The sequence below is a fragment of the Veillonellaceae bacterium genome, assembly GCA_012523975.1.
Lineage (GTDB): Bacteria > Bacillota > Negativicutes > JAAYSF01 > JAAYSF01 > JAAYSF01.
Window position 1 is genome coordinate 1 of the sequence record JAAYSF010000081.1, and the last position, 25837, is coordinate 25837.

Here is a 25837-nt window from a genome sequence, read left to right on the forward strand (position 1 = left end):
ATCCTGCTTGTAAGGCAGGCGCTCTCCCAGCTGAGCTAATCACCCATGATATGGTGACCCGTAAGGGAATCGAACCCTTGATACCGCCGTGAAAGGGCGGTGTCTTAACCGCTTGACCAACGGGCCACTTTTGGCTCCTCGAGTAGGACTCGAACCTACGACCGATCGGTTAACAGCCGATTGCTCTACCAACTGAGCTATCGAGGAAGGACAAGTGATATTATATTATATAAATATGATGAATGCAAGTAGAATATTAATTTTTTAGTAGGTTTTTTTTTGATTCTGTCCAATATACTATTAAGTAAAAACCATCTTAGGAGGCGCTCTGTTTATGGATTCCAGGATAACTACCCTTGCCCAAAATCTAATCAGTTATTCAACCGATTTGCAGCCGGGCGAAAAAATCTTAATTGAAATGTTTGATGACGCACTGCCGCTTGCTCAAGCCCTTATTGACGAGGCTTACAAGGCAGGCGCAATTCCATTCATAACACTCAAGAACAACCGTCTGCAGCGTTCACTTTTACGTGGCGCTGCTAGGGAACAAATGAAATTAATGGGCCAATGGGAAGCTAGCCTTATGCAGGATATGGATGCTTATATCGGCATAAGAGCCAGTGAAAATATCAGTGAATTGTCTGATGTAAACGCCGAGCAAATGCAAATGTACCAGCAGCTATGGCTTAAACCTGTCCATACCGATATTCGTGTTCCGAAAACAAAATGGTGCGTAATGCGTTATCCAAATGGCTCGATGGCCCAGTTAGCCAATATGAGCACTGAGGCCTTTGAGGATTTTTATTTTAAGGTTTGCAATCTCGACTATGCTAAAATGGCAGCAGCCATGGACCCCTTGATTGAGCTCATGCAAAATACCGATAAAGTTAGGATAATCGGCCCGGGAACTGATCTTAATTTTTCCATAAAAAACATACCTGCCGTAAAATGCTCCGGCCTTAGGAATATTCCGGACGGCGAGGTCTACACCGCCCCCGTCCGCACCTCAGTAAACGGTTATATTTCTTACAACACCCCTGCTGTCTATCAAGGTGTTACTTACGAAAACATTTCCTTAGAATTTGCTGACGGCAAAATTATCAAGGCTACTGCCAATCATACCGATAAAATCAATAAAGTCTTCGACACTGACGACGGCGCCCGCTATATCGGCGAATTTGCCCTCGGCGTCAACCCACACATCGACACTCCCATGAAAGACACGCTATTCGACGAAAAAATTAAAGGGAGCTTCCACTTCACGCCGGGCAGCGCCTACGATGAGGCCTTCAACGGCAATAAATCGGCGATCCATTGGGATTTGGTCTGTATTCAGAATCCTGAGTACGGCGGCGGCGAAATCTGGTTTGACGACAAATTAATCCGCAAAGACGGTAAGTTTGTAATATCCGAACTTAATGGTCTGAATCCTGAAAACCTTGTGTAAATAAGAAGAGCGCGCCCGCGGCGCGCTCTTTCTTATCTCTTCTTATTTAAGAAACTCTTTTACGAAATTGGGAAGGGCAAAACAGCCTTTGAAAATCTCCTCATTAAAATAGCGAGTACCTTCAATAGCGGAGCATTTTGCAGCATCGACTTTTACTGGATCGTATTTTTTGGAGCCAATTGTGAAACAGTGCATGCCGCCTGGATAAAGCGGAATATGGGCTAAGTACGTGCGAGCAATCGGGAATAATGAGGTAACATCTTTATGAAGCCGCTTAATTAATGGTTGATTATACAGCGGTGAGTCTGTCTGCTGCACAAAGAGACCGTCCTCTTTAAGCGCCTTATAAACCTCCTGATAAAAAGCATGACTGAATAAACCTTCGCCAGGGCCGATAGGATCAGAGCAGTCAACGATGATAACATCGTACTTATTTTCAGCCTCCTTCATATGCTGAATGCCATCACCGATTTTTAGTCTTAATTTAGGGTGATTATTGATAAGGGCAGTACTTATTTCAGGTAAAAACTTTTTGCATACATCAACTACCATTCCATCAATTTCAACCATTTCAGCGATTTCGACAGTTTGGTGTTTTACAACTTCACGAATTGTACCGCCATCACCGCCGCCAATTACCAGCACGTTTTTGGGATTCGGGTGCGTAACCAGCGGAACATGAGCTATCATTTCATGGTACACGAACTCGTCAAATATCGACGTTTGAAATACGCCGTCAAGAACCAGCATTCGGCCAAATTCCCAAGAATCGACTAATCCTATTTCCTGAAACTCTGACTTTCCTGCAAACAATGTCTCCTTAATCCGGGCAGACATGCCCAAATTTTTCGTTTGAAATTCAGTTAGCCACAAATCCATTGCACTATCCTCCAAGATTCTATACTTCAACACAAAATACTATCATAAATTTTACCAAAACAAAAGCACTTAATACGGAAACTTTATTAACCCCCCTAATATACGTTATATTTTTCTGAAATTACCGCTGTCGAGATTTTACATTTAAGTACATCTGACCCCGAGCAAAAATCCAGAATTAGACTTGAGAATGAACTCTAAGAAGCATGCATAAGTTATTATTAGCCCCAAGGTTTCAGCCTAATATATTTCCCGGAAATTATTAAGCTTATAAAGCAAATCAGCTAGAGTCCGGCGCAGAATTATTGTATAATAATACTAGGAGGTGAGCTCATGAGGGCAGCTGTCAGCGGCGAGCAAAAAGTTCTTGCCATTACTGCGCATATTGCCTACTTGCTAGGCGGACTTGGTTTTATTGTCGCCCCATTGCTTATTTTTATGCTACGTAAAAATGATCCTTTTGTAAACCATCATGCTAAACAAGCCCTAGTAGCCCACGTAGCAATCCTCATACTGTCAGCCGTTGTCTCCTTCTTATGTATGCTTATTGTCGGAGTACTTCTAATTCCCATTGTGGGAATTTTATGGATTGTTCTAGTAGTGACCTCACTCATCGCAACAGTCAAATCACTTAATGGTGAACCTTACTATTATCCTTTTATTCAACCGATTATTAATAAATTATAGTTGATTGCCGCCTATAAGGGCGGTTTTTTTCATAACCCGAAAACCGCAGTTCTTTCAGGAGATAAAATTTAGTTTACTCTTCGTTTCGGAATAATAAAAATAATCGCCCAAAGAGCGACATAAGCTAGCATTGTCAACCAAAACGGTTTGATATCAGTGAAATAGACAACCATTACCAGCCCCGTCAAAAGCACCGTCGTTGTGCTATAAAACTTATGTCCCGACCTGAAAAATACCGCAATACCAGTGACTAAGGGTAGGATAAAAAAAAGCAAGTCAGTTGATGTCATTTACCTGGCCTCCCATCATGTTAGTCATAAATTAAAATGCCCTATTTTAATGTAGTTTAACAAACCCTTTTTCGTTAAACCGGCATATTATAATAACAACCTTTTTTTACGGGGGATACACATGACAAAAATCGAAGCCGTCCGGCTGCTTTTATGGCTTAATTTGGCACGTTCGGCCTTTGAGCTGTATATCTTCGAGCTAGGTACAAAAGAGGAAAAAAAAGCGGAGAAAAAAAATGCCCAGAGCAAAAACTCTGGACATTTAGTACTGACAGAAATTAATCAGCGATTAATTAAGCTTGAACAACAGCTGGCAAAACTAATTCCCCCAGATTAATTAATCCAGAATTCCTGCGACTGAAATGTCGATATGAACAAGCAGTTGATATATATTAGTAGCGGCCTTTATTTTTATGGGCAATCATTTTCAAAATAAATAATGCTACAGCTGCGCCGATAATACTGGCGACAATCCCCAAAAGCGTGCCCGGCCAGCCGGTAACATACATGCGTACTAAGAAGCCGCCCACCAATGATCCCATCAAGCCGATGGTAATATTTCCCCAAAATATTGAGTTTTCACCGCGCGACATTCTCGCGGCTATCCAACCGGCAGCCAAACCAACAATGACTGACCAAAACATGTTTTATACCTCCTCTGTTTTTCCACTGAAAGTATGTTTAGTGTTTCCTATTCTAGAAAAGGTATGGTATGTAAATCTTGTATAAAGTGAGGCAATCATGTTTTTCTTTTAATGCAGTCAGCAAACGCCTCCATCCTGGTATTAATGCCAATATCACTGGTGTGTTCGTCAATACTTAACGTTAAAAGCGGCAGTTTATAGTCAGCAGCAATATTTTTTAATGCATATTGGGCAACAACTTCTGGCATACACCCGAACGGGTAGATATGGACCACGCCATCGTAACCATTTTTGGCGCACCACAACGCGCTGCCGACCGATTTTAAACCATCGCCGCCGACATGATAGTTCAAATACGGTTGAGCTCTATTAAGATAAGCTTTTTCTTCTTTATGTAGTCCCAACGCTTTCAAAATGGTATTAGCATAGATAAAGTCGCCGGTATAGACAAATTTTTTGACTTCAATACCCTGCTTAATTAGAAAATCTTCAATGCCATAATTAACATAGGGTTCTAATAGAACATAAAATTCACCTATCAATGCAATCTTAGGCGGCTTCTTTTCCAAACTGTCACAAGATGCCTCCATCATACCTATGATGACTTTTTTGGCGTCTTCTACTTGACTTAAACTTTGACAATCTGCTAGCTGCCTAGAGCCTAGACTACAAATTTCAATAATAGTTTCGGGGCGGGTAGTCCTTGATCCATAAAAGTTTTTAGCGTTATTTAACGCATCAAGCGCCTTTAACTTTTTTAAAGCGAGGGCAATGCTCTGAATTATAGCCAACCGTCCTGCCTGCGGCGCTAATTTTCTTAATACTCCATATATATCGCTATATAAAGAGTCGATGTTTATTGTATAAAAGTTATGCTTAATTCTTTCAGCAAGTTTTATTTTTTGAACAACATTATAAAAACCCATGCGGCATTTGCCGGCCCCACAAATGGTAACGAAAGTATCAGCACCATGCTCAAGGCTTTCCAGGAAATTTCCCAAGGTAACTTTATAAGGTAGGCATACTCCCTCCGGTGAATGTTGAATACCTAATTCAAGGGTTCGTTTCGTTATCGGGGGGGCCTCAGTCACTTCTACACCAAGACTTTCCAACATCTTAGAAACTGGTATGGTTAAATACCCCATATGGGGGTAAGTTACCCTCAACTCTTCAACCTCCATTTCACCAGATCCCCGAAGGCCTCTATTCGCGTAACAACGCCGGCACTGCCAGTATGTTCGTCTATATTGAGAACTATAAAAGGTTTGCCGCATTTTTGCAGTACGTGATATTCAAGGTATTCATTAATAAGGGAATCCGGTCCGCAGCCAAAGCTTGAAAGCAGAATGATGCCGGCAACATCAGTCTGTCGGCAAAAATACCGCGCCGCCCCAGCAAGCTTGGCTGATAACTGCCAATACACTTCCGGGTCAGCTAATTCAGCCTCTTTATATAGTAATGCTGCCGGTATATCGTCAGGCGTTACAACTTTGTTGCCTTGCTTAGCAAGACATTTTTTAATGTCCTGGCAAAAAAATGAATCATTAGTAAGATAACTGTGTCCAATAAGGGCAATCTTAGCCCCCTCTGTCTTAGGCATATTGCTCCTAGATATTTGCCAGCATTTTATCGCCTGACGTAAGGCCATTTGCCCCGAAAAAACCGGCAGCCCAAGCTCCCGGCAAACCGTATAAACGGCTTTTAACTGACTTGCCGCTGTTTTGTCTTCAATTATAGGAGAAATTACTTGATCGGCACTCAATCCAAAAGTATTTTTGACAATATCAGGCAGCCCGGCGAACTTGGCGCAAAAATGAAAATTACGATGATATTGAACGATGTGAGGAACAAAAATATGGGTGCAATTGGCTAGCAGCTCATCAACATGCCCTAAATACACCTTTAGCGGCAAACATGACTCATCGACCGCTAGAACTGTACCACGGTTAAGAATCTTTCTGGTTGTCTCGCCTGAAAGACTTACCGGAACATTTAGTTTGGCAAAAAAATCCGTCCATAGGCTTCCAAACTCATGGTACAATAGGCCTTGCGGAATACCAATATGAACGTCCATCTACATTCATCCTTTAGTTTTTTTTATACACCTACTTAGGTACGACGCTATTATTATTTTGCAACCTGCATACTTTTTATGACTGGAAAAAAAAGAAACGCCGAATGCCCGCTAAAATAAAACCCCTGCAAGGTGCAATTAAGCTGCCTTGCAGGGGTTCGATTATTTTTTAAGTCCTGAACCGGTGAGCGGTACAACAATCTTCAGTTCACTGTTATAACTATCTTTGAAATATTTGAACGCGCCTGCCAATGCGGCACCTGAGGTAACTTCTACATAAATACCAATTTCACCGAGCATTGCCTGCGCAAGCTTAACTTCATCGTCATTCACAGTAATAATGTCACCACCGCTATCGGTAACGGCCTCAATAATCTCGTCAATGCGCATTGGCTCCTGAATAGCAATGCCTTCAGCCGCCATCTCGGTATACTGATGACCGGGATGATTCTTAAACTTACGATAGATAGGATCGCAGTTCCCGCTCTGTACTGCAATTATTTTAGGCAGCTTACCCAATTCTTTGAAACCGATATAAGCCCCCAACAGCATTGTGCCATTACCTGCCGGAATAACTACATAATCCGGAATACCCATCTGTTCATATAGTTCATAGGCCATTGACCTGGTACCTTCAAAGAACAACGGATTGTATACATGTGAGGCATAATATGTAGTCTCAGCCGCTTTCTTAATGGCTTTGGCTGTATCATCACGCGTGCCGGGAACTTTAACAACAGTTGCTTTATAGGCTGTAGCCTGCTTTATTTTACCTGCCGATGTACTTTCCGGCAGATAAATATTGCACTTGATTCCGGCGGCCGCACAATAACCAGCAATGGCAGCTCCGGCATTACCTGAAGAATCCTCAACAACTTCGGTTATTCCCAGTTCCTTAAGCTTATTGATAAGAGTAAAAGCGCCGCGATCTTTGTAGGATCCGGTCGGCATCATATAGTCAAGTTTAAGATATAAATCCATATTATTTAAGTTCCGCTTTAACAGCGGCGTCGTAACTTCGCCTAATGAAACAAGTTTAGGTACTTCTTCGCCTTTGTTCTTTTTGAGTTTGAACAGGCCGCCGCACTTACAGCGGTATTCCAGACCGGCAATAGGATAGCTTTTGTCGCATGTTGAGCAATAAAACTGCATAACCAATCCCCCTGTCAGATTTAAAGTTCATATGATAGTCTATGTTTCTGTATCTAATTCAAACCCAAATCTTTCACGAATGAACTCAAAAAAGGCCTGACATATCTCAGGGTCAAACTGTGAACCGGCGCATTTCTTTATCTCTATTAAACTCTCTGGCAAAGTCATCGGACTTTTATAACAGCGATGGGTTGTCATTGCGTCAAAAGAATCACAAATTGCCAGCATTCTGCTCAACAGCGGAATTTCCTTGCCTATAAGCCCATCCGGGTAGCCTTTTCCGTCATAACGTTCATGGTGATGACGCATTACCGGCACAATTGGTTCGGTACCGGCAATTGCTGATAGCATCTCTGCCCCGTCAATCGAATGACGTTTCATAATTTTATATTCCTCATCAGTTAACCTAGCTGGCTTGGTGAGTATAGCTTCGGGTGTTTTGATTTTACCGACATCATGAACAACTCCGACTACATATGCAAGATTTATTTCCTCGGCCGACATCGACATCTGTGTGGCAAGGCCGGCCATCAAATCGGCCACATGTTCGGCATGCATCGCAGTATAGGGATCGCAGTAATAAATTTCCCGGCAAAATCCATCAATCGCATCCATATTTACCTTTTCTATTATCAGCTGCTGCGGAACTTCGTTGTTATTCACATTTTCACCTATCATATATAAATTGCTGTCCGATTCGCTCATATTGTGTTTTGTTCTGCACCTTGCATGAAAATCCTGCTTGATATATTCAGTGCTCAGACTCTCTTTGATTGTTCGCTTTGAGTTGGTAATGTTATAATTATCAAGAGAGCAGTTACTTATAATTTGTGTGAAATTTAATATATGGAGGGAGAAATTATGGCTATTATCGGAATTCTCGGCGGTATGGGCCCAATGGCAACAGCTGATTTATTCACCAAAATCATTCAACTCACCCCCGCAAATTGTGATCAGGAGCATATAAGAATAATAATTGACAATCATCCTCAAATACCTTCACGGGCCGATGCAATTTTACGGGGAACGGAAAGTCCGCTCACCCATCTGCTTGAATCTGCCAAACTTTTAGAAAATGCCGGCGCAACATTTATAATTATGCCCTGTAATACAGCGCATTACTGGCATGGAGAAATTCAAGCAGCCGTTAAAGTTCCGCTATTACATATAATCCAAAACGCTGCGACTCAGATTAAAGCTGAGCATCATGATCTATCCGGAAGAATAATGCTGTTGGCAACTGACGGAACAGTGAAAACAAAAATGTATCAGGATGCTTTTTCGGCCCAGGGTATGGAGCTCCTTGTCCCTGAAGAGTCCGACCAGACTATTGTTGACCAAGCTATCATTCAAGTCAAAGCCGGCCAAATCGGCCAGCATAACCAATTTTCCCAATTGCTTGACAAGTACGCTGCCGCAGGCGTTAAAGCTTTTATTGGCGGCTGCACCGAGGTTCCCCTCCTCTTTCCCTACCTCAAGGGAGATTACCAAACCTTTGATTCGACTCTCTTGCTGGCCAAAGCAGCAGTTGCCAAAGCTTTGGAGGCTAGATAACATTAGCTATGTGTGATATGAAACACAGTCATGTCCCAGTAAATAGGATATAGTAAAAACAAAAATTACTAGGAGATGATAACATGGCTGATGTGAAAAACTTGCTTCGGCAGCACAACGAAATTTTAGAGCTAATCGGTAAAATAAACGCCTTTACTACTTCCCAGCAAATCGAAGCTAATGCATTTTCAACATCGTTATTACTTGGTCAGTTAGCCGGCAAAATAAAAATTCATATGACGACTGAAGATAAATTTGTATATCCGGCTTTGCTAAACCATGCCAATCCAAAAGTTCAAAGCCTAAGCCGTCAATTTGCCGATGAAATGGGTGACTTAGCCAAAACCTTTGATTCGTATAAGACAAAGTACATGAATGCCAGGGAGATAAGCGCCAATCCGGCTAGCTTTTTGCAGCAAACTAAGCTAGTAGCAGCAGCATTGGCAACGCGGATTGAAAAAGAGAACACCGAGTTATATCCGCTGCTTTAAATTTATTTGTCTAACTACTGATTTATTTAGCAAAAGGCCGTCTAAAAAGCGTTGCTGCTTTTAGACGGCCTTTGCATTAGTTTTCCCGTACTTTAACTTTATTCCGTTTTCTTTTTACGGCAATCCATATTATAACTGCGATTACGCCGGTCGCAATTAGTGTGGTATCTGAAAATTCTTTCAGTAGCTCCATCGCATACAGACCATAATAATAAATAAGTACTCCTTCGAGTAAAAATCGTTTAGCCCGGCCTAACGTTGCTGCAAATAGAAATAAGGTCATGTTCAGTCTAAAAACTCCGGCACTAATGCTGACAAATTTAAAAGGAATTGGCGCTAACGATGCTAATAATATGGCCCAGACCCCGTAGTTAGTCACCCAATGCTGGATTCTGTCGACATGTTTTTGCGGTACAAATTTCTGTATTATAGGGAGTCCAAAGCGCCTTCCGGCTAAGTAGCCAACAAGACCTCCTAAAATAGAAGCCCCTGTTGCAACCGCAGAGTAATATATCGCCTTTTCAGGCTCAGCTAGCGCCATTGGAATAAGCAATATATCAGGCAGTATCGGAGATATAAATGACTCGGTAAAAGAAATAATTATCAGGCCAATCAAACCATACTGTCCAAGCAAATCAACGATTTGTTCCAAAAACCAAACCTCCTTACTGCCATGGTTACCTAAATAATCTATATGCCCTAATAAAACAAAACGAGACCTTAGTATGACAAATCATACTAAAGGTCTCGCAAATTGGTCAACACCTAAGTCTACCAACGGCAGAACCAAGTATTTCTACCAGGATTGTTGACTCTGCCCTTACTTGCTACTCCCCTTTAGGAATCATTAATAGTTTAGCCTAATAATTTGAAATTGTCAATATAACCTACGACCGCTTGACATGGCCCGCTCTCCTCGTATATGTATGGCAACTGCACTGTCATCAGTAGAAAACTCGATATTAACCAAGGCAATATTAGCTGATGGGAATAAGTCCGGCATTATCACTCAATAGTATTTCTAAGGACTCCGATCTCGGCTATTTCTAGCTCCATTACGTCCCCTGACTTAAGGTACTTAGGCGGATTAAAACCAAGGCCCACCCCGGATGGAGTGCCTGTGGCAATAATATCGCCAGGTTCCAGGATAGTTGCCGATGAAATAGTCTCTATAATAGTAGGAATATCAAAAATCATATTCTGAGTGTTACTGCTTTGTCTGACTTCTCCGTTTATTTTGCATTTGATATCAAGTTTCTCCGGATTAGATAAGACAGATTTATGGACAATACATGGTCCCATTGGGGCAAAGGTATCACAGCTCTTGCCCAATAACCATTGACCATGCCGAAATTGCAAATCGCGCGCCGATACATCATTGATTATAGTATAGCCAAAGACATGCTCATAGGCTGCCGCTTTTTTAATTCCCAGACCTTTTTTACCGATAATTACACCAAGCTCGACTTCATAATCCAGCTGTGATACAATCTCCGGAAAGCTTTTAACAACGCTGTCCGGCCCTGTTACAGCGGTAGGAGCCTTAGAGAATAATACCGGAAACTTAGGAGCATTGGACTCTATAGCTTTAGCTGTTTCTTTAATATGATCGCGATAATTCAGGCCTACGCAGAAAATGTTTTTTGTCGGGCGGGGAATTGGCGCAAGTAACTTGACATCATTTATTTTTAAGGTTGCACAAGGATTAGTTTCAAACTTTTCTAGCAGTCGCTTGATAACGGGCAGCACCCGTTCTTCTTCATTAATAATCGCTAGCATAGTATCCGGAATTATCGATGTTCCTAGAAGGCATTTTTCGGCCTCGGTAACCGGAATTATTTCATTGCCATTTTTCGTTAACAAGCCTACGTGGTCTACATCTTTTTCCTGGTAAGTAACAAATCTCATTTTATTACCTCCTCTGTTCCTTCAAGCCTCACGCCTTATGCTAAGTTTAGAAAATTAATAAATAACGCCTTCATTAGCAGTTTTATTAATTCAATACTGCAACGTACTGGAAATTCCTGCAATAGCACAAAATTAAACATAACTCTTCCTTCCTGTCCCATATGCTAAAAGCCCAACAGCTTTTATTTTTATATTAACTTAGCTTGTAAAAATCCGTTTATTACCCTTGCGCTTTACCATAAAATGTTGTATTCTGGTTATGGGGACTGCTATGGTACGCTATAGCAGAGGCAAAGGGTGGATAAAGGTGGACAGAAGGGAGAGCAGATCGGAAACGGCTCTCCCTTTTGTTATGTAAAAATGCCGCGTTGAAAATCAACGCGGCATTTAATGTCTGCTTAAAATGATAGAAGCAAAAATGTTCCAGGCTGTCAGGCCCGACTCCCGATTGGCGAAAGGTTATCCCGTATCTCACGAAATAACAGCATTGCTGTGAGTACTGTTGAGGTTAAGTCAGCAATCGGGCTGGCTAGCCATATTCCGCTTAGTCCCCACATTCTCGGTAAGATGACTATCAACGGAATTAGGAAAAGCACCTGGCGTGATAAACTAAGCAACAAGGATTGTCTGGCTTTGCCAACTGCCTGAAAGTAGGTTGAGCCAACTATCTGAAGTCCAACTATCGGCATCATTGCTAAGAATACCCTCATACCGTTTGACCCAATCTCAATTAACTGTTGATTCTGATTAAATATAGCTATTATTTGAGCATTAAATAATTCGACTATTATAAAGCCCGAGAACGCAAACATAGTGGCTGCAATTGTCGCTTTTTTTAAAGCCTCGATTACCCTGTCGTAATTGCCCGCGCCATAGTTATAGCCAATAATTGGCTGAACACCTTGGCTAATCCCAAAAATCGGCATAAGCATAAACACTGAAACCCTATTTACAACTCCCATTGCTGCAACTGCAATATCACCGCCATAATTAATAAGACTAAAATTATACAGAACGGCAACAATACTGGCGGCTACCTGCATAAAGAAGGATGACAAGCCAATTGCAAAAATTGTGTGGATAATCTCCATATCCAGCTTAAGGTTTGACCAGCGCAATTTGAGATAGCCGCGCCGCGGGCCGATAAAATATGCTAGTACCCATATTGCAGCAACAGCCTGTGAAATTACTGTAGCCAGTGCCGAGCCGCCGATGCCCATGTTAAGGCCGAAAATAAACAGCGGATTTAATATAATATTCAGGATTGCCGATATTAACATTGTAGCCATTGCTGTCTTAGGGCTGCCCTCGGCTCGGATTATATTATTTAAACCAAAGCCCACAAATGAGAAGATACTACCGCCGATAATTATTCTCGTGAACTCTCTGGCATATGGTAAAACAGCCTGCTCCGCTCCTAATAAAATTAAAATGGGGTCCAAAAATAGCAGCACAACTGTTGTCAACGTTATCGCAATAATAAGCGATAGGGAAAAGGCATTTCCCAAAATCTTCTCGGCCTGCGCTTTTTTTCGCTGACCAATAGATATGGAGATTTGCGCAGTGGCTCCAATGCCGACTAACATACCAAAAGCCATTAGAACCAACATAACCGGGAAAGCGATTGTAACGGCGGCAAGTCCCAATTCTCCTACGCCGTTGCCGACAAAAATACTGTCGACAACATTATATAAGGCACTTACTAGCATTCCCGTGACAGCCGGCAGTGAAAATTCCCAAAGCAAGCTTCCGATACTCTTTTCACCAAGAGCATTAGGATTATCCATATATCTCTCCTACATTGTTATGTTAATCATTTGCTACTGAAAGAAATATCTATCTCCACAAGTTCAGGGCTGTTGCCAATTCGAATCGGAGGACCCCATGTTCCAAAACCGCACGATACTATTATTTGCATATCGCCTTTTTTTAAATAGCCCCAGTCAACTTCAAAAACCCGGCTGGTTATTAAACTGTTAGGGAAAAATTGTCCCCTGTGAGTATGCCCGGCAAGCAGCAGATCAATCCCCAGAGTTTCGGCAATGTTTAAATCATAGGGCTGATGATCGAGCAGGATAATCGGCAATAAATAATCAGCATCTTTAATTACAGCACCCAGTTGCTGCCGCGGCCTTCCTGTCATTTCTTTAACTGTAGGATCGTCCCGCCCCGCAATATAAAAGCAATTATTTATCTTGACCATTTTATCCCGCAATACAGTAAGACCCGACTGTTCCAAACTATTGACGACCAGATTAGCATGACCGCCAAGATATTCATGATTGCCGAGAACGGCATAAGCACCAAACTTAGGCTTAAGCTTGCGTAAAATTCCCGGCATTTCCCGCTCGGCAAAAAACGCAACATTCTCATCAATAGTATCACCAGCAAAAAAGATAATGTCAGGATTGATGTTATTAATCATTGCAACCATTTTTTCCAGTCGCCGCCGGCCTACTATTGGCCCAAGATGGATATCAGCTACTAACACAGCCTTTAACCCGGAAAGGCTACAAGCCGGTTTAGATATGCAGATTTTATAATGTTTTACTACGGGCCGCCGCGCGTTATACGACCCCCAGACCATAAGGGTGACAAGCAGGCAAGAAACGGTCGCTCCCCAAAACTGCGGATTTGAAGAAATCCCCGCAGGAAAAATGCCCAGTCCATATCCCGCCAATCTAATAACGTCGGCCAATAGCCAAATAAAAAATCCATAATAAGTAATACCCAGCCAATAACCGCTTATTACATTAAGCGTTACGCTGACTCGCCCTTTTAAATAGCTGCTGGTCCAGCGGCTAATAGCCGGGGTAACGGCAAACAGGCCATATATTATCCAGTATAAGATTGGACTAATAGATATAATGCTATTTAAGGTTTGAAAAAACCTTAGGCCTATATAGTAGTTAGCTCCCCCGTATACAACGAGAAATATGCTGAAAAAGGTAAAAAACTTATTACCCATTAGTCCCCCCCTTTATGAGAACTCTGAATACATACAAATATTATTGTGATACTGGCAGTTAATAACCTTCCCGAACAGTATTAGATTATGCTATTATCCGCCTAGTTTAGTATTACCAGGCTTATTCTATATTTCTTTCGGTTAAACAAAAGTAAAGGCGCGACTAAATAGCGCGCCTTTACTTTTGTTGTACAAACTTCTGGTGTCATTATTGCTGAGGATAAAGCGTGAAAAAGGCTATTTCGGCCGGGCAGCCTAACCGGTACGGCAGCCAGTTGCCAGTGCCGAGATGAACGTAACCGTACATCTCGGCTTGTTTATACATGCCGCGCATATAGCGGTATTGGGCCGGCAAAAGTGAATGACCAAACAATGCTACTTGTCCGCCGTGGGTATGTCCGGTCAAAGTGAGCGGAATACCGGTATCAAAAGCATTAATAATAAAATCCGGGTGATGGCTGAGCAAAATGGTAAAAGCACCATGGGGCACATCGGCCATTGTCTGCCCTATCATCCTACCCCGTTCGGAAACTTGCATTTCAGCATTTTTAGCCCAGGGATAATCGACACCTGCCAAATAGAAAGGAGTATCTCCATCTGCTATTTTAATGGCCCTGTTTTCCAGCAGCACCACGCGGCTATTTTCTAAGGCCCTGCGTATCCTGTTAATATCGCGAAAATATTCGTGATTTCCCCAGCTGAAATATATTCCATCGGGAATTTGCGGAGCTATGGCGGAAAGGCGTTCAAAAGTCCGTTCAGCCAAAGCAACCTCGTCAATTAAATCACCGGTAATTACAAGCATATCAGGTTTTTCAGCTAAAATTGTCTTAAGGACGCTGTCGAGTTTTTCAAGACTGAAGTAAAGACCAATGTGGGTATCACTAAGCTGAGCAATTTTATAGCCGCTTAGCGATTTTGGCAGCTGCGGCAAAGTTAAACTGTGATGCTGCAAAACTATTTTTGAACCGCCGCTAAATACGCCATAACCTGTCAACCCTAGCGTGCTAAGTGGTAAGGCCGCTACCATACCGCGCAGGAAATTACGCCGCGTGATATTATTGCTCTCCTTATCGTCGGTCTGTTGCTCATCATCCTTAGCAAACCGTACGATTGCATAAATCAGTGGCATTGCTATCAGGGCTGTTATTTGACCAATAAGCCAGACAATGGCTACCTTCATTAATGCCGCTGTCAGCGCGGCCGACGGACTAAATCGACCAAGAGTGACAATAATCAGAGAACCTACGGTAATAAGCCAATAAGCATAAACTACATTTTTGCTGCGATAATACGGAAACTGCTTTTTGAGAAAAAACAAAACCAGCCATGCTATTCCCAGGTCAAGCAGAATAAGGATCGCAAAGAACCAATACTTAGGACTACTGTGCATTAAACCCTCCTCAGAACTTCGGCGTCAAAAAGTCTTCTCTAATATTTTAGGTATTTCCTGCTAAATTATGTTGTAGGAATTTCAACAAATAAAAGTGAATCGGCCTAACACGGCCATAAGCAAAGCAGGCCTGCATTATAGTGGCAGGCCTGCTTTTTAGGGTTAATTATTCGGAGTAATCGTTATTAGCATCAGCTTTTGCGGTTAAAGTCCCAAATTGACTTTTGCTTTGTTGAGCTTTGCTAGCATTTTGGCTTTGATTCGAACTAGTGTAATCATTATTAGCGTCAGCTTTAGCAGTAAGCGTACCAAATTGACTTTTGCTTTGCGCGCTTTGGTTTTTCGTACTAGAAGGTTGACTCGAGCTAGTGTAGTCCTGGTTTGCATCAAATTGAGCAGTCATTGTGCCAAACTGTGATTTAGACGATTGATTCTTTTTGTTCTTTGACATCTGGCATACCTCCCGCAATAATTTTTGCAATCGGCTCCACCTATAGTTTTTCCTAATAAAATAGCTATATACTCGCAAAAAAACATGCCAACTCAGACATAGAATGGGTAATTATTTTTTATCTTGATCAGGCCTCGGATCAAAAGCGTAACGAATCTGAGCCATGTTAGCAATGTCTTTTTCTACTGTTACCAAATCAGACCGGTTTAAATCTTTGATGGCATTTTTACCAGTGGCCTGAACAGCCAGTTGCATTTCCATAACACACGATTTTAGGAAATTAGAAAGATGCAGGGCCGCCTTTTCAATATCTAGCTTATCATTCATTTTGCCGGTGTATAGCGCTAATTGGGATGGCGGTGCCTGTGGTGAAGTTTTTACTACCTGGCTTTGCATCGCTGCCATTAAAGCAATTGTCCCGATATAAACGGCATCAGCACCTAACGCTAAAGCCTTTAAAAAATGTCCTGGTGTTGCCAGACCACCGACAATAATCAGGCTGAATTTATCACGAATACCTTTTTCTGTTAACCAATTTACCGCCCTGACCAAGCTATGGAGCGTAGGAAGACCGACATGATCCTCCAGTGTCGGCGGCGCGCTTGACGTCCCGCCCTCGGAGCCATCGATAGTAATAAAATCGGCTTTTGTTTGGGCAATAACCGCTAATTCATATTCGATATAGTCTGATCCGGCGATTTTAATGCCAACGGGTACATCGTACTCAGACTTTAACTTGTCCACCATAGCTATTATATCCTGGGTACTCTCAACACCAGGCATCCTTGCGTGGATTTTAGTATCCTGTCCTTTCTCCAAATGCCAGGTTTTTCTTAAGTGATCACCAATACTCGAAGATGAAATTGGCTCATCTACCGCTCCTCCCCAGGCTCCCTGACCAAGCTGAACCTCGATTGCATCAAGCTGTTTAAGCTGCTCTGGACTTGTAAGCCAACTGCCCCGATGATATTGCCCGATCAACAATTTGGCTGAACTGCGTTCTTCATGAGTTACCGCTGACTCGCCGGTATTGGTTGCAGTCCCGGCCATTGACGCCCCTTTAGCCAACGCCATTTTCATTTGGAGACTAAGCGAACCGCCATAGGACATGCCGGTAATCATTATTGGAATATCGAGTTGCAAAGGTTTCTTAGCATTCGGCCCTATGACAGTCTTGGTATCAATTGTGCTAACTTTCGGAGTCGGCAATTCAAATAATTGTTTAGGATTTAAAAGAATCTTCTCCCAGGGCGACAGTACTACCGGACTGCCAAGCGGCCGACCTAGCACAGTGCCGGTTTCTGCCCGAATGGATGCCTCGATAAGCGCCCGTAAGGTCATTTTTTCAGCCACCGTAGCCAATAAAAACGGATTATCACTATAATCCTCTGTCAAAACTTTCTTAATCGATTCGTCAGCCATCGGATCAATTAATTTCATAACAAGCCAGCTAGTAAACACTATCAATACTCCTCCGTTCACATAGTATGCGACAAACATTTCCATGTTTATTATTACGAATCACCGGGAGATTTATGTGCGCACAATTGTTATTTTAAATTTACAACTTAGGCTTTCCAGGCTTTGCAGATTCGTTGATTTTATGTAAACTTCATTGTGTGATTTACAGGATTATAAATCCATTAATTACTAGAATTTTAAAGAAGGAGTTATTCTTATTATGTCGAATTGCTATGACTTGTGAAAACAATAACTGAAAGGGGTTTACAAGGAATTTATATGTCAACAATCATCAAAAAGAAGCTGCAGGAGTTTAATGTAAGTGATGCAGACATTGAAGCAATCCTGGCAATATATGATCATAAGCGCGTATTGGCCAATATTAAGCATGCAGAACGGGCCATTATTGACCGCCAAAAGGATATCGAAGATGTTTCGAGCTTTGTAAATATAGCAATTATCCAAAACTGGGCTCTGGCATAATAATTTTATTATAATTTTAATGAATAAAGGCTGTTCAAAAGTTAAAACGCTTTTGAACAGCCTTTATTTTACTGCATTGCGCCAGAAGTATACGACTAATAAAAAGCCGCTAGCCGCTGTAAGCAATTGGTATTCATCAACTGTTTTAAAGGTCACTAAGACATATATTAGCCCAACCGTTGTTATAAAAGATGCTAAATAAGATAATATTGCATACCGCTTTACTCTTAGTTTTTGAATTTGCCGCGACCAGATATTATGATTAAAATTTGGAGTTCGTTTATGGTTTTTCGCGGTGACTAACACAGTATCGTTAATAACGGGAAGCGGCTGGGTATCGTTCAAGTTATCTGTTAGTGACCTCCCGCAGTGTCGGCAATATTTTACACCATTATTAACTTTTCTGCCACAAAAGTCACAGTAATGCATTTTAACCTCAATCCGAATTGTTTTACTAGAATTTTACCCAAAACTGGTAGATTTTAACCACAATAAGCAAGCCGCCTGCTATCTAGCAGGCGGCTTTAATACTATCGTTTGCGCCCTGGTTTGCAAATAACCTCAGCAATATAGCTGTCAAATATATTAGCAGCATGAGCTGGCTGCATTACTACCGCAGTATCAGCGCCATGTGCAGTACCGCCGATAACGATTATATCTTTTCCATAAGGAATTAACCCGGCATCTAAAGCCATTACGGCAACCTCAACACAGACCTTTACACCCTGCCCAAACATTCTAAGTGTTTGGGCCATTATCTCAACCGGATAAATGCCGCTAAATTTGCGGCTTATACCGCGTTCAGCGCCTGATAGCACATGAGTTGTCGTTAGCATTTTTACGCCCTGGGAAATCAGCTCTTGCCGAACTTCGGCAGGCATATCGCTTTCGCCCGGTCCGGCATACCCGTTGGCATGAGTGACGCATACGACGTTGTCAACCTTGCCCGCCAACATTTTGGCGGTATAGCCGCCGCAAGAGGCCACCACAATATCCTTTATGCCGTACTCGGCTGCCTTCTTGAGCGCAAGCCGTACTGTTTCTTCAGTATTCTCCTTGCCAACTGTTTGAAAGTACATACTATCACCTCGTAAATGTTTTTGTTAACCCCCAGCCGCGCAGATAAAGGCCGGTTAATTCAACTGGCAGATACCCTCTTGGCTCAAGCTCACCCTTCAAAAGTTTGCCTAACGCTTTCATAGTAACCGGACGGTCGCTGTAGCATGCAATGTAAGCCCCTACCTCCGGAATCTTTAACAAATCATAGGGCGAGCGCATTGCGAGCGCAATTACCTTGTCGGCACCAAGAGCTTGTACGAGTTTAGCCCACTCAGGGTTGCGGTCAATATCATATGTACCTACAAGCACGACCTCCTCTTTGCTGAGTGTTTCACATATTTTGTTAATAGTATCTCCGTCAGGTTTGAGCGAAATTATGGCTGGCTTCAGAAAAGGGCACTCAGCTAAGAGCAGCGCCAATTCAGCTTCATATTCCTGCGGCCAAATAATCGGCACTGGCTTGGTTGTATCAAGATTGAGTAAATTATTATTCTTCACCAAGGTAAGGCTGGCCCCGGCTATCTCTTCGGCAACCGTCAAATGATGAGGCGCTGCCAAAACAGCTTGATAGTTATTGTTAGGATATGGATTATCAAGAATACCATACTCAGCCTTCGCCTTTAAGATGCGCCTCACCGACTGATTCAGCCTTTCTTCGGATATCCGACCTGCCTGAACGGCGCGAAGCAATGCCTTATATATAACATCCTGTTCCTGTGAAACATGCCCGCTATCCGCCCCAAACAGAAGCACATCAGCTCCTGCAAGAAATGCCCTTATTGCCGCCTCTTCCATGCCGTAATTATTAACAATCGCGCCCATACTCATTGAGTCGGTGAATATGATGCCCTCGAACCCCATCCTCTCGCGAAGCATATTCATCGCCTTTGGCGACAGCGTAGCAGGCACACCGCTATCATCTATAGCAGGCAGCACAACATGAGCAGTCATAACAGCCGGCACTCCTGCTTTAATCATCGCCTGAAACGGTAGTAACTCAACCCTGTTTAAATGCCCGATATTATGCAGCACTACCGGCAGGCCGACATGCGAGTCAATATTTGTATCCCCATGTCCCGGAAAGTGCTTGGCCGTTGCGATTACGCCTGCCGCGCGGTAGCCGTCAAGCATTGCGCTGCCTAGGCGCGCAACATCTTCCGGCGAAGAACCAAACGAACGAACGCCGATTATAGGATTTGCTGGATTGCTGTTTACATCGACCGAGGGCGCAAAATTTAGATTTATCCCTAAAGCTCTTAGTTCCCGAGCCGTTATTGCTGCAGACTTACGCGCTAACTCTTCGTCTCCGGTTGCGCCTAACGCCATATTGCCTGGAAATACCGTTGCTCCGTCAGTAAGACGGGCAACTCGCCCTCCTTCTTGGTCTATGGATATAAACAACGGATTTTTGTTGGACGCCACCGCAGTTTTTTGGATATCTTCAACCAGTCTGGCCACTTGTTCATTACTTTCGATATTTCCAGCCGAACTATACAAAATAACCCCGCCGAGATTGTTGTTTACTATCCTGGCTTTAAGTTCTGGCGATAAACTAGCTCCCTCAAAAAATCCGAGCATTATCTGCCCGACCTTTTCTTCTACCGTCATTTTACTTAAGATACGCTTTACTTCATCGCCGCCTGAAGGCTGTGCCTGAACTAAAACTGATGCTGCTAACCCGTGAAAAATAATGATTGCTGTGATAACTATAGCCTTGAGACTTTTGTGCATGCATTGTACCTCGCCTTTCTAATTACTGCGAAAATTGCCGACTGCTCTCAGCCTAATATTTTGACAAAGCTATCCCAAATACCTACTTTAATTTCCTCTGTAATAGAAAATGGCGCTAGGTAATTCCTAACGCCATCCGAGTTTTTTAACTCATTATATCTTCCTGCACTTTTTTAAATCCAATCCGATCAATCATTCGGCCCAGGCGTTCATAAGCCTTGGCATTCTCCTTATAATAGGCAAAAATCTTATCAACAATCGGGAGAACCTGCTCCTGCGGGACATTTTCAGCCAGCTTGTCACCGATTCTTGGAATAATACCGGCATTACCGCCGATAAAAATTGTATAGCCTTTAGGCATACCCATTATGCCCAAATCGCGGACGGCCGGCTCACTGCATGAGTTGGCGCAGCCTGATACACCAATCTTGAATTTAGAGGGCAGATCCAGGCCATGATACTTTTTATCAATTTCAAAACCTAGCGTGACAGCATCCTGCTGGGCACGCTTACAAAAATGGGTAGCCGGGCAGATTCTAATGCTACGCACACAAAGCCCGATAGCATGGCCTTTAGGCATGCCCAGTTCGTCCCATACCTGATCAACTTTATCCTCCTCGATACCAACAATAGCAATACGCTGCGAGCTGGTAATTTTCATAGCCTGGGCTCCATATTTCTCGGCCGCATCGACCATTTTTCGTAAAATATTAAAGTCTAGGATAACGCCGCCTGGAATATGGGGCGCGATAGCGTATGTTTTTTTATCACGCTGCAGCACAGCGCCTTTGTCCAACATGTCACGTTTTGTTTCATTAGTGCCTTCCATATATAAAGACCTCCTTATAATTTAGCATTAATTTCCCCTAATTCCACATCTTATATGATGTACCAAAATTATTTTTATAATTCTATTAAACAGCTTTACTTTCAAACAGTTTAATAGTATATTAGAAGTGGCCCAGTAAATAGACCCAGTGAGGTTAGCTATCCGTCCTTCTCAAACTGTATCCGGAATGGGAAGACCGCGCGATTACCCATTAGCTATTTGGGCAATACAATTGAGGAGGCTATTTAATATGGCTCAAGACAAAACTTTAACTTGCCGTGATTGCGGCGCAGAATTCGTATTCTCAGCTTCAGAGCAAGACTTCTATGCTGAAAAAGGTTTCACTAACGAACCTGGTCGTTGCCCTGATTGCAGACGCGCTCGTAAACAACAAAACGGTGGCTTTGGTCGTGGCGGCAGCCGTCCGCAACGCGAAATGCATGACGCTGTTTGCGCAGCTTGCGGTAAAGAAACTCAAGTTCCTTTCCGTCCAAGCGGTGACCGTCCTGTATATTGCAGCGACTGCTTCAGCCAAAACAACAGACGTTACTAGGATTTTTAAACGCTCCTGCTTAGCAGGAGCGTTTCTTGATTTCTCACGTAGTGCCGCGCTTCGTTTTATAAAGCCGAAGCGCGGCACTTTTATTGTTTGTCATATTGCTGAATGGAAGCCTGCTGCAAAACTAACTCTTCTTTCTCTTTCCGTTTTAGTTTCTTAATCTGGCATTCACGGACTTGAGCTGTCTTATTATTATCATATTGTTCATAATAGACAAGCTTTACCGGCCCGCGGCCTCTAGTATACTTAGCGCCTTTTCCGCTGTTATGAACTGCAATTCTATTCTCAAGGTCGGTAGTCCAGCCGGTGTATAAAGTCCCGTCAGCGCATTCAATTATGTAGGTAAAAGCGGCCACCAATCAAACCCCATTCATAGCAATACTCAGCTTTTGCCCATCCGTTTCCGGACACCATACTGCTGTCGCCTTACCAAGAGACGGGAAATCGGCCGGCGGCTGCCATACTTTTCCGCAGCTATGCATGGTAATAAGCTGGTTCACGTGTACTTTACGGCAAAACTCCTCCGCGCCGATGGCCCAAAATTCCTCGAGCCGGCTATCCACCGGGAAGAAGGCAACATCCAGTGCTAAACCCCCAAGTAGCTTCATTTCCTTTTCAAACCCATCTCGAGCAGCCTGAATATTCTCAGGCGTATCTTCTTTCCAATGCCACCAGTTTAAATCACCGGCATGGAATATACGCCAGCCGTCAACTTCGACCAAGAAAGATACGCCTTGGTCGGTAGAGCCGTAAGTAACGACCTTTATCGCCTGCTGTTCAGCCGTTTCGTAAGGCTTCATATAAATAATTTTATTGGGCGCTACTCCGCTCAGCCCGCCGACGGTATGAATATCATCACTTATAAAATATGCTGCAACTTTTTGCTGCCATTTACCAATTTCACTATTGAAATGATCGGCATGGCTATGCGAACTGAAGACAAAGGCCGTTTTCCCTTGGGCAAGCAGCTTTGGCATACTCTTTGAAGGATCTTTATAGTAGTCAAAAACCAGCAGATGGTTTTCGGTGCTAATCGCAAATCCACTATGGTGAAGATAGACAATCTCCAGGTTAGTCATCACTAATCCCCCCTTGACATTTATAATATCAGTATATTGTGCCCTAATTCTGGATAAGACAGCATTTTCCTTTACAAAAATAAGCTTGACAAACCAAAACCAGCGATTATAATCCCTTTTTTGGGTTTGTGACACAAATCACTGCTAATCTAAAGTCTACGTTGTATGCTATAACCAAGAATAACTAAGATTTAAGGAGAGAGAACATGCTGCGAAAAATTATTGAGATTGATGAAGAAAAGTGCAACGGCTGTGGATTATGTATTGGAGGCTGTCATGAAGGAGCGCTCCACTTAGTTAATGGGAAAGCAAGGCTGGTGGCGGATTCTTACTGTGACGGACTGGGAGCCTGCTTACCGGATTGCCCAACCGGCGCGCTCGCTATCATTGAACGCGAAGCCCCGGATTTTGACGAAGAAGCCGTAAAACAACACCTCGCCGCTAAGGCTGCCGCCAAAACCGAACAAATACCCTGCGGTTGTCCCGGAGCCAACGTTAAGCTCATTCAACGAACCACAAATAATAGCCACCAAAACGCTGAGTCTTATGGGTCTGAATTACGGCAGTGGCCGTGTCAATTGCGGCTTGTGCCGGTAAGCGCCCCTTATTTTGACAATGCTCATCTTTTAGTGGCTGCTGACTGCACAGCCTACGCCTATGCAAACATGCATGCTGATTTTATGCGCGACAGAATTACTGTTATTGGCTGTCCAAAGTTTGATAAAGAGAATTATTCCTTTAAATTGGCCCAAATCCTGAGTTCGCATGAAATCAAAAGCGTAACCGTCGTCCGCATGGAAGTTCCCTGCTGTAGCGGTATAGCTCACGCCGTTAATGAAGCAGTAGCAGCAAGCGGCAAAGCTATTCCCGCCCAGACAGTTATAATCGGCACAGACGGTACCATCAAAAACTTATAACAACCTCAAACCTCGGCGATTTTCTTCAGTCGGAAATCAAGCGCGTCGCATGAAACCAAATGATAATGGACGCCGTAAAAATTCCCGGTCGGTCCTAATCCTATTCCGCCGTTATGAAGATGTCCGAATATATAGTGTTCTACGCCCCACTCTGCCAAACTCTTGGCGTATTCACCGTCTGTTTCCTCCCAATAAATCATCGGGTAATGCGTAGCAAGAATGATCCGATTGTAACCATCCCTTATGGCCTGTTGGATTGATGCTGCTATTCTCCCCTTTTCACGCTCATAGACTTTAGCATCTTGAGCTGTAAACATCTTATCAAGGGGATTCGTCCAGCCGCGACTGCCGCAGATAGCAACATCATTGACTGCTTCATATGAATTATGGATAAAGGTAATGGTAGGCGGCAGATTTTGCCGCATTTTAGCGCTAGTCGACCACCAATAATCATGATTGCCTTTCAGCAAAATTTTACGGCCAGGCAATGCGTCGATGGCCAATAAGTCTTCACTGGCTTCCTCAAAATTCATTCCCCAAGATATGTCGCCAAGCAAGAGCACAACATCTTGAGCATCAACAGTATTTAGCCAGTTGGTGCGGATTTTGTCCCAGTGCCCTATCCAATTGTCGCCAAATATTTCCATCGGCTTTTTGGGCGGAGTCCCGGATAAATGCAAATCTCCTATCGCAAATATATTCACTCTTTATCGCCTTTCTCGCAAAATGTTTGTGGTATTAAGTACCAGTTGCTAAATTGCTAATTATCTATTATAATAACATATCCAACAACAAAAATACGACTTTAAAAGTGTACGGGGGAACGCTGCAGTTTTACTGCAGAGGAAAGTCCGGGCAGGCACGGTCTGAGATGATCGTAGTGTTTGTGCGCAGCCCAATAAGCTGCGGCAGGAACTAAGTTTCCTGACGGCGGTCAAATTGGCTCTCGTAGTCAAAAGTAGCCTGAAAGTGCCACAGAAACTATCCGTTCCGGCGACGGAGCGATGCAAGGGTAAACCCCACAAGCCTGAAACTCAAATTTTGGTAGAGGAATCCTAGAACGGGAATTCAACCAGACTAGGACGCATGTATTATGCGAGATAGATGTTCCCTAGAACAAAACCCGGCTTACGGTAGCTTTTAAAGTTATTTGTTTAATTATAAGAGGTTGTCCCATAAGCTAAAAAGCTTTGGGGCAACCTCTTTCCTTATTCCTCTAAGATTTTCTGATGGATTGTTAATATCATCTGGCCATAGGTCTTGCCGGGAACGGCCCATTTGCCGTTTAAGTCAGTCCAAGTATTTGCTTTACCGAAGTTACCGGTCGTCTTGACTAAATCATATCGTGGATCAACAACCTCCAGCTTTGGAGGCCGGTCAGACGCGTACGCAAGCAAGTGCTGTATTTGCGCTCGCACCCCGATTTGCGCAGTTGGAAACCATGCTCCTTTCACGCCCCCGCCTGTCGTCCCCAGTCCGCTGTAGTTGTTCTGGATTGGTATAACATCACCGCCGTAACGGAAATAGCCGGTCTCATGTAGGGCCTGAGCAAACGCGATATCAGGACGAATCCCCTCCAGCATAGCCTCTTGGTAGAAATAATCAACTAATTCTTCCGGCGACACCGTTAACAATGGAAAAGGATTGCGGCGAAGGAGATGTTCCACACATTGCTCTTTGGTTGCCAGCGGTTCACCAAAAATCGTCATGTCAACAGGCTCAATATCGTCAAATAAGCTGCGCGTAAATGTTGAAGGAGAGTCTGCAGCAATGGCCGATGC

Annotated in this window: 30 protein-coding genes, 2 tRNA genes and 1 other RNA gene; 9 read left to right on the forward strand and 24 right to left on the reverse strand. The window is 43.2% G+C overall.

Going from position 1 to position 25837, the window contains the following annotated elements:
• Positions 1-51 precede the first annotated feature (51 nt).
• A tRNA-Glu gene (locus GX348_11150) sits at positions 52-126 on the reverse strand.
• A 5-nt stretch (positions 127-131) separates the two neighbouring features.
• Positions 132-207, reverse strand: a tRNA-Asn gene (locus GX348_11155).
• 127 nt (positions 208-334) lie between these two features.
• Here GX348_11155 and GX348_11160 point away from each other — a divergent pair.
• Complete coding sequence (locus GX348_11160) at positions 335-1447, forward strand: aminopeptidase (protein NLP42717.1); 1113 nt, start codon at positions 335-337, stop codon at positions 1445-1447.
• Between the two features lie 42 nt (positions 1448-1489).
• Here the strand turns inward: GX348_11160 and speE are convergent, their stop codons facing one another.
• Positions 1490-2326, reverse strand: a complete 837-nt coding sequence (gene speE / locus GX348_11165; GenBank protein ID NLP42718.1) for a polyamine aminopropyltransferase — start codon at positions 2324-2326, stop codon at positions 1490-1492.
• Positions 2327-2659: 333 nt separating this feature from the next.
• Here speE and GX348_11170 point away from each other — a divergent pair, with 333 nt between their 5' ends.
• The gene (locus GX348_11170; protein ID NLP42719.1) at positions 2660-3013 is read left to right on the forward strand and encodes a DUF4870 domain-containing protein; all 354 of its coding nucleotides are present in this window, start codon (positions 2660-2662) and stop codon (positions 3011-3013) included.
• 68 nt (positions 3014-3081) lie between these two features.
• Here the strand turns inward: GX348_11170 and GX348_11175 are convergent, their stop codons facing one another.
• Positions 3082-3303 carry a hypothetical protein gene (locus GX348_11175; GenBank protein ID NLP42720.1) on the reverse strand — a complete coding sequence of 74 codons (222 nt, stop codon included), beginning with the start codon at positions 3301-3303 and terminating at the stop codon, positions 3082-3084.
• Positions 3304-3424: 121 nt separating this feature from the next.
• Here GX348_11175 and GX348_11180 point away from each other — a divergent pair, with 121 nt between their 5' ends.
• Entirely contained in the window at positions 3425-3640 is a 216-nt protein-coding gene (locus tag GX348_11180) for a hypothetical protein (protein ID NLP42721.1), read from the forward strand.
• Between the two features lie 55 nt (positions 3641-3695).
• Here the strand turns inward: GX348_11180 and GX348_11185 are convergent, their stop codons facing one another.
• From GX348_11185 to GX348_11205, 5 genes are all read right to left on the reverse strand, one after another.
• Positions 3696-3947, reverse strand: a complete 252-nt coding sequence (locus tag GX348_11185) for a GlsB/YeaQ/YmgE family stress response membrane protein (protein NLP42722.1) — start codon at positions 3945-3947, stop codon at positions 3696-3698.
• 95 nt (positions 3948-4042) lie between these two features.
• Positions 4043-5113, reverse strand: a complete 1071-nt coding sequence (locus GX348_11190) for a hypothetical protein (protein NLP42723.1) — start codon at positions 5111-5113, stop codon at positions 4043-4045.
• On the reverse strand, positions 5110-6021 hold the full coding sequence (locus GX348_11195) for a hypothetical protein (GenBank protein NLP42724.1): 912 nt from the start codon (positions 6019-6021) through the stop codon (positions 5110-5112). Before GX348_11195 ends, GX348_11190 begins: the two co-directional genes overlap by 4 nt.
• Before the next feature lie 162 nt (positions 6022-6183).
• A complete protein-coding gene (locus GX348_11200; GenBank protein NLP42725.1) occupies positions 6184-7173 on the reverse strand; it encodes a pyridoxal-phosphate dependent enzyme in 990 nt (329 codons plus the stop codon).
• 39 nt (positions 7174-7212) lie between these two features.
• Complete coding sequence (locus GX348_11205) at positions 7213-7878, reverse strand: HD-GYP domain-containing protein (GenBank protein NLP42726.1); 666 nt, start codon at positions 7876-7878, stop codon at positions 7213-7215.
• Positions 7879-8034: 156 nt separating this feature from the next.
• On the opposite strand from GX348_11205, the gene GX348_11210 reads away from it, so the two are divergent.
• Both GX348_11210 and GX348_11215 read left to right on the forward strand, forming a co-directional pair.
• Positions 8035-8727 (forward strand): amino acid racemase, encoded by a 693-nt coding sequence (locus GX348_11210; GenBank protein ID NLP42727.1) that lies wholly within the window; start codon positions 8035-8037, stop codon positions 8725-8727.
• A gap of 83 nt (positions 8728-8810) precedes the next feature.
• Positions 8811-9218, forward strand: a complete 408-nt coding sequence (locus GX348_11215) for a hemerythrin domain-containing protein (GenBank protein NLP42728.1) — start codon at positions 8811-8813, stop codon at positions 9216-9218.
• Positions 9219-9294: 76 nt separating this feature from the next.
• Here GX348_11215 and GX348_11220 read toward each other — a convergent pair whose 3' ends face one another.
• The 7 genes from GX348_11220 to GX348_11250 form a co-directional block, all read right to left on the reverse strand.
• Positions 9295-9870, reverse strand: coding sequence for a DedA family protein (locus GX348_11220; protein ID NLP42729.1), 576 nt, complete (start codon positions 9868-9870; stop codon positions 9295-9297).
• 353 nt (positions 9871-10223) lie between these two features.
• Positions 10224-11126 carry a fumarylacetoacetate hydrolase family protein gene (locus GX348_11225; GenBank protein NLP42730.1) on the reverse strand — a complete coding sequence of 301 codons (903 nt, stop codon included), beginning with the start codon at positions 11124-11126 and terminating at the stop codon, positions 10224-10226.
• Positions 11127-11557: 431 nt separating this feature from the next.
• Positions 11558-12913, reverse strand: a complete 1356-nt coding sequence (locus tag GX348_11230; protein ID NLP42731.1) for an MATE family efflux transporter — start codon at positions 12911-12913, stop codon at positions 11558-11560.
• 26 nt (positions 12914-12939) lie between these two features.
• The gene (locus tag GX348_11235) at positions 12940-14094 is read right to left on the reverse strand and encodes a metallophosphoesterase (protein NLP42732.1); all 1155 of its coding nucleotides are present in this window, start codon (positions 14092-14094) and stop codon (positions 12940-12942) included.
• Positions 14095-14302: 208 nt separating this feature from the next.
• On the reverse strand, positions 14303-15487 hold the full coding sequence (locus GX348_11240; GenBank protein NLP42733.1) for a metallophosphoesterase: 1185 nt from the start codon (positions 15485-15487) through the stop codon (positions 14303-14305).
• Between the two features lie 166 nt (positions 15488-15653).
• Positions 15654-15938, reverse strand: coding sequence for a hypothetical protein (locus GX348_11245; protein ID NLP42734.1), 285 nt, complete (start codon positions 15936-15938; stop codon positions 15654-15656).
• Between the two features lie 111 nt (positions 15939-16049).
• Positions 16050-17399, reverse strand: coding sequence for an FMN-binding glutamate synthase family protein (locus GX348_11250; GenBank protein NLP42735.1), 1350 nt, complete (start codon positions 17397-17399; stop codon positions 16050-16052).
• A 279-nt stretch (positions 17400-17678) separates the two neighbouring features.
• Here GX348_11250 and GX348_11255 point away from each other — a divergent pair, with 279 nt between their 5' ends.
• The gene (locus GX348_11255; protein ID NLP42736.1) at positions 17679-17882 is read left to right on the forward strand and encodes a hypothetical protein; all 204 of its coding nucleotides are present in this window, start codon (positions 17679-17681) and stop codon (positions 17880-17882) included.
• Positions 17883-17945: 63 nt separating this feature from the next.
• Here the strand turns inward: GX348_11255 and GX348_11260 are convergent, their stop codons facing one another.
• The 4 genes from GX348_11260 to GX348_11275 all read right to left on the reverse strand — a co-directional run bounded on the left by GX348_11260 (position 17946) and on the right by GX348_11275 (position 21501).
• Complete coding sequence (locus GX348_11260; GenBank protein ID NLP42737.1) at positions 17946-18227, reverse strand: hypothetical protein; 282 nt, start codon at positions 18225-18227, stop codon at positions 17946-17948.
• Between the two features lie 185 nt (positions 18228-18412).
• The gene (locus GX348_11265) at positions 18413-18961 is read right to left on the reverse strand and encodes a hypothetical protein (protein NLP42738.1); all 549 of its coding nucleotides are present in this window, start codon (positions 18959-18961) and stop codon (positions 18413-18415) included.
• A 4-nt stretch (positions 18962-18965) separates the two neighbouring features.
• On the reverse strand, positions 18966-20672 hold the full coding sequence (gene nagZ, locus GX348_11270; protein ID NLP42739.1) for a beta-N-acetylhexosaminidase: 1707 nt from the start codon (positions 20670-20672) through the stop codon (positions 18966-18968).
• A gap of 145 nt (positions 20673-20817) precedes the next feature.
• On the reverse strand, positions 20818-21501 hold the full coding sequence (locus GX348_11275) for an NAD(P)/FAD-dependent oxidoreductase (protein ID NLP42740.1): 684 nt from the start codon (positions 21499-21501) through the stop codon (positions 20818-20820).
• A 250-nt stretch (positions 21502-21751) separates the two neighbouring features.
• On the opposite strand from GX348_11275, the gene GX348_11280 reads away from it, so the two are divergent.
• On the forward strand, positions 21752-22054 hold the full coding sequence (locus tag GX348_11280) for a zinc-binding protein (protein ID NLP42741.1): 303 nt from the start codon (positions 21752-21754) through the stop codon (positions 22052-22054).
• A gap of 89 nt (positions 22055-22143) precedes the next feature.
• On the opposite strand, the gene GX348_11285 is transcribed toward GX348_11280, so the two are convergent.
• Positions 22144-22416, reverse strand: coding sequence for a GIY-YIG nuclease family protein (locus tag GX348_11285; GenBank protein NLP42742.1), 273 nt, complete (start codon positions 22414-22416; stop codon positions 22144-22146).
• A 3-nt stretch (positions 22417-22419) separates the two neighbouring features.
• Complete coding sequence (locus tag GX348_11290; GenBank protein ID NLP42743.1) at positions 22420-23139, reverse strand: MBL fold metallo-hydrolase; 720 nt, start codon at positions 23137-23139, stop codon at positions 22420-22422.
• 206 nt (positions 23140-23345) lie between these two features.
• On the opposite strand from GX348_11290, the gene GX348_11295 reads away from it, so the two are divergent.
• Positions 23346-24056 (forward strand): 4Fe-4S binding protein, encoded by a 711-nt coding sequence (locus GX348_11295; GenBank protein NLP42744.1) that lies wholly within the window; start codon positions 23346-23348, stop codon positions 24054-24056.
• Positions 24057-24061: 5 nt separating this feature from the next.
• Here the strand turns inward: GX348_11295 and GX348_11300 are convergent, their stop codons facing one another.
• Positions 24062-24760 (reverse strand): metallophosphoesterase, encoded by a 699-nt coding sequence (locus tag GX348_11300; protein NLP42745.1) that lies wholly within the window; start codon positions 24758-24760, stop codon positions 24062-24064.
• A 107-nt stretch (positions 24761-24867) separates the two neighbouring features.
• Here GX348_11300 and rnpB point away from each other — a divergent pair.
• Positions 24868-25192: RNase P RNA component class B (gene rnpB / locus GX348_11305), an RNA gene on the forward strand.
• A 72-nt stretch (positions 25193-25264) separates the two neighbouring features.
• On the opposite strand, the gene GX348_11310 is transcribed toward rnpB, so the two are convergent.
• Entirely contained in the window at positions 25265-25765 is a 501-nt protein-coding gene (locus GX348_11310; GenBank protein ID NLP42746.1) for a glucosaminidase domain-containing protein, read from the reverse strand.
• Positions 25766-25837: the final 72 nt, after the last annotated feature.